At 66.1% G+C, this 7,027-nt stretch carries 6 protein-coding genes; 3 read left to right on the forward strand and 3 right to left on the reverse strand.

Going from position 1 to position 7,027, the window contains the following annotated elements:
- Nucleotides 1-80 precede the first annotated feature (80 nt).
- From nikC to GUI70_RS20100, 3 genes are all read right to left on the reverse strand, one after another.
- Nucleotides 81-938, reverse strand: a complete 858-nt coding sequence (gene nikC, locus GUI70_RS20090; protein ID WP_161884086.1) for a nickel transporter permease — start codon at nucleotides 936-938, stop codon at nucleotides 81-83.
- On the reverse strand, nucleotides 935-1,942 hold the full coding sequence (locus tag GUI70_RS20095; RefSeq protein WP_161884087.1) for an ABC transporter permease: 1,008 nt from the start codon (nucleotides 1,940-1,942) through the stop codon (nucleotides 935-937). The genes nikC and GUI70_RS20095 overlap by 4 nt, the downstream gene beginning before the upstream one ends.
- 124 nt (nucleotides 1,943-2,066) lie before the next feature.
- On the reverse strand, nucleotides 2,067-3,713 hold the full coding sequence (locus GUI70_RS20100; protein WP_161884088.1) for an ABC transporter substrate-binding protein: 1,647 nt from the start codon (nucleotides 3,711-3,713) through the stop codon (nucleotides 2,067-2,069).
- Nucleotides 3,714-3,955: 242 nt separating this feature from the next.
- Here GUI70_RS20100 and GUI70_RS20105 point away from each other — a divergent pair, with 242 nt between their 5' ends.
- The 3 genes from GUI70_RS20105 to GUI70_RS20115 all read left to right on the forward strand — a co-directional run bounded on the left by GUI70_RS20105 (nucleotide 3,956) and on the right by GUI70_RS20115 (nucleotide 6,531).
- Entirely contained in the window at nucleotides 3,956-5,311 is a 1,356-nt protein-coding gene (locus GUI70_RS20105; RefSeq protein ID WP_161884089.1) for a hybrid sensor histidine kinase/response regulator, read from the forward strand.
- Between the two features lie 124 nt (nucleotides 5,312-5,435).
- A complete protein-coding gene (locus tag GUI70_RS20110) occupies nucleotides 5,436-5,837 on the forward strand; it encodes an OsmC family protein (RefSeq protein WP_161884093.1) in 402 nt (133 codons plus the stop codon).
- A 100-nt stretch (nucleotides 5,838-5,937) separates the two neighbouring features.
- Entirely contained in the window at nucleotides 5,938-6,531 is a 594-nt protein-coding gene (locus tag GUI70_RS20115; protein ID WP_161884090.1) for a TetR/AcrR family transcriptional regulator, read from the forward strand.
- The last annotated feature ends 496 nt before the right edge of the window (nucleotides 6,532-7,027 follow it).

The following is a 7,027-nucleotide window of genomic DNA, read 5'->3' on the forward strand; positions in this document are numbered from 1 at the left end:
GTGCGGGAAGTGAGATCGCCGCACAGTACAAGGCAAGCCGTCAAACCCGCGTCAAACGTCCTGCGTGTCCTCGGCTGGCTTCAGCGCCCGCGTGGGTCGAACACGTCGCGCAACCCGTCACCGATCAGGTTGAAGGCCAGGACCGTCAGCAAAATGGCGACGGCGGGCGCGCTCGACGCCCAGGGAGCCTGCGCGATGTAGTTGCGCGTCTCGGAGACCATCGCGCCCCACTCGGGGGTGGGCGGCTGCGCGCCGAAGCCGATAAAGCCCAGGCCTGCCGCTGTCAGAATGGCGCTGCCCACATCGAAGCTGCCCTGCACCAGCAGCGGGGCCAGCGAGTTGGGCAGCAGGTGCCGGAGGGCCACCCGGCCCTGCGAACTGCCCAGGGCGCGGGCAGCTTCCACGAACTCGCGCTCGCGCAGGGCCAGCACCTGGGCACGGATCAGCCGGGCGTAGGTGGGCCACGACACCAGCGCCACCGCAATCATCACGTTGGTGAGGTTCGGTCCCAGCGCCGCCGAAATCGCCATTGCCAGAATTAGGCTCGGAAACGCCAGGAAGATATCGGTGAGGCGCATCAGCCCCTCGTCCCACCAGCCGCTCAGCAGGCCCGCCAGCAGCCCGATCAGTGAGCCGGTGATCAGCGAGGCCAGCATCACGCTGACACCCAGCCCCAGTGAGATGCGCGCGCCGCTGAGCACCCGCGTCAGCACGTCGCGGCCCAGTTGATCGGTGCCGAGCCAGTGCGCAGCAGACGGCGGGGAGAGTCGGGCGGCCAGATCCTGAGCGCCGGGATTGCCCAGGAAAAGTGGGCCGAACAGGGCAGCGAGCAGCAGCAGCAGCAGCAGGACGAAGCCCAGCATGGCCCCGCTGTTGCGCCGCAGTTTACGCAGCGCGGCGTTGTCTGAGCGGCGAGAAACCGGAAGCGTGGTGGTCATGAGAAGCTGATCCTGGGATCGAACGAGGCGTAGGCGAGGTCGACGATCAAATTGACCAGCGAGTAGGCCAGTCCTGCCACCAGCGTCACGCCCATCACGGCGGGGAAGTCGAGGCTGATGGCCGAGGTGGTGGCGTAGCTGCCGATGCCCGGCCACGAGAAGATGGTCTCGGTCAGGACCGCGCCGGTCAGCAGACTGCCGAACAAACTGCCGAACACCGTCAGCAGCGGCAGTGCGGCGTTCTTGAGGGCGTGCCGCCAGATCACCCGGCTCCCCTTGAGGCCCTTGGCGCGGGCGGTGCGGATGTAGTCCTGCGAGAGGACTTCCAGGAGAGCGCTGCGGGTCATGCGGGTCAGCAGCGCTGCCGAGAAGGCCCCCAGCACCAGTCCCGGCAAGATCAGGTGGCGCAGACCGTCCACCAGCACCTGCGGGTCGCGGGCCAGCACGGCGTCCACCGTCATCAAGCCGCTATGCACCGGCGGCGCGAGACTGTAGGCGTCGAGTCGGCCCGGCCCCGGCAACCAGCCGAGGCGCTCGTGAAACACGTTGAGCGCCAGAATGGCCAGCCAGTACACCGGCGTGGCCCCGCCCAGCAGCGCGAAGATGCGCGCCAGCAGATCGAGCGCCTTGCCGTGTTGGAGGGCGGCCAGAATGCCCAGCGGCAGGCCGATCAGCACCGCGAACACCACCGCGCCCAGCGTCAGCTCCAGGGTGGCGGGAAAAAACTGCTTCAGATCGGCGGTGATGCTGTTCTGGGTTCTGAGCGAGGTGCCCAGGTCGCCGGTCAGGAGCCTGCCCATGTAGACGCCGTACTGCACCGGCAGCGATTTGTCGAGACCGTTCCTGACCCGGAACTCCTGTAGCTGCGCTTCGCGGGCGTTGTTGCCCAGCGCCGCCGCCGCCGGGTCGGCAGGCAGAGCGTGAGAAATGAGAAAGGCCGCCAGCGTGACGCCCCACAGCACGAACACCATCAGCGCCAGCCGCCGGAGAATATAGATCAGCAAGTGAGGTCTCCTTGGGCGACAACCCGTCACGGACGGGTCATAGAAAAGAACACGGCGAAAAAGCGACGAACTCCGGAAGGGGGCACACTGAGAACCCACCTCCCGGAGCCTGCCGCCTGGCGGGTTACTTCTTGCTGATCTTCTCGAATCTCACGTCGCCGTTGGCGTTGCGGCCAAAGCCGACCACGCTGGCGCTGATGACCACGGGCTTGTAGGGCTGATACAAAATGGCGAAGGGGCCGTCTTTGGCGACCAGTTCGGTGAGCTGCTTGTAGAGCCCCAACCGCTTGGCCGGGTCGTTTTCGATGGCGGCGCTCTGGGCCAGTTTGCTGGCCGCGTCGTTTTGCCAGACGTTGCGCCAAGCCAGCGACTTGGCGTTGAAATCTGCCAGCGGGGTGCCGTTGCCGTCGGCGTCGGCGTAGTCGGGACTCCAGGGGGCCATGATCAGCTCGGCTTTCTGGGCGCGGTACATGGTGTAGAGATCAGCGCTCACCATCTGCTTGATGTTGGCCTTGATGCCGACTTTGGCGAGGTCCGACTGAATCTTGGCGGCCAGATCCTGGCACGGTACGCCTCCGGCGCACGAACCGGTCGGAATCGAGAAGTCCACGCTCAGGTTGCTCTTGCCCGCTGCCGCCAGCAGCGCCTTGGCCTTGGCCGGATCGTAGCTGTACGGCAAAGCGGTGTTGGCTCCAGCCAGCCCGATCGGGATGATGGTCTGGGTCTTGCGCCCCAGGCCCTGGAGGAGGCTCTTGATGATGCCGTCCTGGTCGATCGCGTAGCGGACCGCCTCACGCACGCGGGGGTCTTCGAACGCGGCTCCCTTGCCGGAGTTCATGCCCAGATACTGCAGCTGAAAGGTGCCGGTCTTGAGCCCCTTGAGTTTGGGGTTTTTCAGCGCGGTCTTGAAGGCGTCGGGGGTGTAATCCCAGGCCACGTCGATCTCGCCGGAGTTGAGCGCCGACTGCTGCACCGCCGATTCCAGCATGTAGCGCAAGATGACCCGCTTGATGTTGGGCGACTTGCGCCAGGCGCTGGGATTCACGTCCAGCGCCACCTGGGCACTGCGGTCCCAGCGGTTGAGTAAGAACGGCCCCGACCCCGCCGAGTGGTCCTTGAGCCAGGCCGTGCCGTAGTCGCCGCTCTGCTCGTGGGCCTTGGCTTCCGCCGCATCGACGACGCCCGCCACATTGAAGGTCAGCAGCGCCAGCACGATGTTGGGGTTGGCGGTCTTGGGAATGTCCATGACCACCGTCTTGGCGTCGGGGGCTGTCACCGAGCCGACCTTGAGGTTGGCCACGTCGGTCAGCAGAAAGCTTGACGGGGTCTTGAGCTGAATGACCCGGTTGAGCGAGTACACCACGTCGGCGGCGGTTACGGGCCGCCCGGTGCTGAACTTGGCGGCGCGCAGCTTGAAGGTGAGGCGCGAGCCGCTGGCGGTGGGCGTCACGGTCCAGCTGGTCGCCAGCCGGGGGCGCACCTTGGTCAGGTCGTTGCCCTCGTAGGCCACCAGGGTGTCGTAGAGGTTTCCGGCCAGCAGCGAGCCGGTGAACTCGTACGAGACGCCAGGGTCGAGCGTGATCAGATCGGAGAAGTCGCCGCCCAGCACCAGGGTGCTCTCGCGGCCCGACTGCGCGGCGGCCAGCGGCAAGCTGAGGGCCAGCGCCAGGGCGAGGCTGCGGCGCAGCAAACGGCTGGGCAACGGCGGCTTGGACAGAAGGGGTCGGGCTGTGCTGGACGCCAACGGGGTGCTTGCTTCGGCTGGGTGCATGTGATCCTCCCTGAAAATGGTGGTCGTGTGGCCCGCGGGCACTGGCCCAAACAGGTAATGCGAGGAAGTCAGGTGGAGCGGTAGGCCGTCCGTGCCTGGCTGTTCCCATCCGGGCGGCCCACACCCGGTTGCGCTTCATTGTGCCACTCTTCATCTGCCGATGCCGGTATTTGGTTCAACCGTCGGTTGCCCGCAGTCACCTACAGTCGCTTTCCCGGCGGCGGCGTACACTGGGCGGCGAAATGACCCAGGTGCCTGCCGTTCACGCTTCAGTGCTGAATTTCCCGCCGCCCGGCGGCGAGTTGCGCGTGCTTCATCTCGAAGACAACATTCTCGATCAGGAACTGGTCGCCATCACCCTGGAAGCTGCCGACCTGCCCTGGGTGCCGCTGCTGCGCCAGGTCGAGACACCCGAGGCGTACCTGGCGGCCCTGGCCGAGTTCAGGCCGCATCTGGTGCTCTCGGACTTCTCGCTGCCCGGCTACGACGGTTTGTCGGCCTTCGAGGCGGCCCGCCGGGACACGGCCTACCTGCCTTTCATCATCGTGACCGGCGCGATGGGTGAGGAGGTGGCCGTCGACACGCTGCGCCGGGGAGTCACCGATTATGTGCTCAAGCAGCGTTTGGAGCGGCTCGCGCCTGCCGTGCGCCGGGCCATCAGCGAGGCCGTCGAGCGTTCGCGGCGCGAACTGGCCGAGGGCGAGATCCGGGCGCTCAACGCCGCTTTGCAGGTACGTCTCAAGGAAGTCGAGCACCTCAACCAGGTGGCCGAGGAAGGCCGGGTCAAGCTCGAAGACACCGCTCAGCAGCTTGAGGAGGCGCTCAAACTCCAGAAGACCTTTCTGGCCGAGACCAGCCACGAACTCCGCACGCCGCTGACTGCGCTGCTCGGCTACCTGCGCCGGGTCGAGCGCGAGTTTGCCGCCGCGCAGGTGGCGCCCAGCCAGACGCTGAGTGACGCCCAGCGGGTCGCCGAGAATATGACCCGGCTGGTCAACGATCTGCTGCAGCTCTCGCGCGGCGAACTGGTACAGAGCATCGAGCCGCACTTCGTGAATCTGGGCGAACTGCTGCGGGCGGTGGGGCGCGATTACGGGGTGCGGGTCGATGCGGCAGACCTGGAAATCGTGGGCGATCCGGGGCGGCTGACCCAGGTGTTCGTCAATCTGGTGACCAACGCCGTGCGGGTCAGCGGCGGAGCCGAGCAGGTCGGCCTGGAAGCGCGGGTGGAGGGCGGCCAGATCAAGATCTGCGTCATCGATCACGGCCCCGGCATCAGCGACGAGATCAAGCCGCGGATCTTCGACAAGTTCTTCCGGGGCAAGGAGGCCGGGTCGGCGGGCCTGGGTCTGACCATCGCCCAGCAGGTCATCACCGCGCACGGCGGGGTCATCGGGGTGCGCGACACGCCGGGTGGTGGGGCCACCTTCGAGGTCTGTTTGCCCTCGCTCGACGACGACGAGGACTGGGACGGCCACTGGGCCGAGGTCTCCTGGGACGCGGCCTCACCCGACGCCGACGGGTCGGAGATAGCCGCAGCAGAGGAAGACGGGCTGGAGCCGGAAGCGCAACCGGAAGGCGAGCCGGACACGAACTGAAATCAACTGGCAGAAGTGAGCCGAACGGCGCTAGGCTGGGGCCATGACGGCCACTCCAGACAGCATCACCGCGAACAGCACCCCAACAGACGCCGCCCTGGCCAAAACTGTTCCCAGCAAGACCATGCAGATCACCTGGCTCGGTGAGCAGCGCTACTTGGGCGTATCGGCATCGGGCCACCAGCTGCTGATCGACAACAGCCCGGTCAAGATCGGCGTCAGCCCGATGGAGGCGCTGCTGGGCGCACTGGCAACCTGCACCGCCTACGACGTGGTCGAGATCATGAACAAGCGCCGCACGCCGCTCGCCACCTACCGCATCGAAGTGGAGGGCGAGCGGGCGCAGAGCGACCCCAAACGCTACACCCGCATCACCGTACGCCACATCGCCGCCGGAGCTGGAATCAGCCAGGAGCAACTGGTGCGCGCAGCCACGCTCAGCCACGAGAAGTATTGCTCGGTGGCGGCCAGCCTCAACAGCGAGATCGTGGTGGAAGCTCGGCTGGAGGACGCCGCCGCGAGCTGAGGGGCACGGCTGGGGCGGCTGCGCTAAACTGCTCGGCAATGAACGCTGCGCTCTTTTTTCCTTTGCTGCCCGCCCGCCGTGCGCCTGTCGGGGTGGGCGCTTGACCGGCAGTCTGTCTCTGGCCGCCGTCAGCCCGGTCAGCACCCGCGAGCGCATTCTGTCGGAGGGCGCGCAGCTGTTTGTCGCGCGCGGCTACCACGGCGTCAGCATGCGCGAGGTGGCGGCGGCGGTGGGCGTCACCAAACCCGCGCTCTACCACCACTATGCCGACAAGGAAGCGCTGTTTCTGGCGATTCTCAACGGCGCGCTCTCGGGGCTGTCGGGCGTGGTCGAGCGTGCCCGGCAGCCGCTCGATCTGCGCGGGCAGCTTCAGGTGCTGATTCACGAACTGCTGATCAGCGCTCCGCAGCAGCGGGTGGGACTGCAACTCGCCTCCGAACTCAAACACGTCTCCGCCGAGCGCCGGGCCGACTTCGAGCAGCGCTACCGGGCCATCTGGATGGGCGGGCTGGGCCACCTGATGGGCGAGGCCACCGCGCGCGGTGAATTCCGGGGCGACCTCGCCGGCCCGCTCCTGACGCGGGCGCTGCTGGGACTGCTCTACCCGCTGGTCAGCGGTCCGCCCGCGCCTGACCCCGATGGCACGGCGCGGGCGCTGGTAAGTCTGTTTCTGGACGGTGCGGGACGGCGCTAACTGAAGATGTGCTGTACCGTCACCCGCTGGGGGTCTGAGAGCACTCTGAAATGGTTTTGCCAGAACACTTTGCACGTTGTGGCCAGACCGACAGACACCTCACCGCATTGACAGTCCTGCATGAGCAACAGCTTCCTGCCCAGCTTGAGGTGCACCGGGACGCGACCTCGAAAGAACATGCAGACGGGATGGCAGCCGTCACTAGATGGAGATTAACCACGAGTGATCAGCCCCTCTACCCCTATAAAGCTCAAGATGTACATACGGTGAGGTATGAGGGTTCCGGGCCTGATACGCACACATCAGGGGCTAAGTAGATGACAGTTTTGGAGGGATAAAAGGCTAGAGCCGCTCTGGGAAGGTGTTTTTGGTTATGAAAACACACCCGAGCGGCTCACCCACTCTATCGTCCTCAACCACCTGCGACAGCATCCTTGGGGACTCGGTCTGCCGAGCCTGTCACTCTTGGTCGCGATTCTTCCGGCGCTGGTCCAAC

The sequence above is a fragment of the Deinococcus alpinitundrae genome, from assembly GCF_009982895.1.
Taxonomy (GTDB): domain Bacteria; phylum Deinococcota; class Deinococci; order Deinococcales; family Deinococcaceae; genus Deinococcus; species Deinococcus alpinitundrae.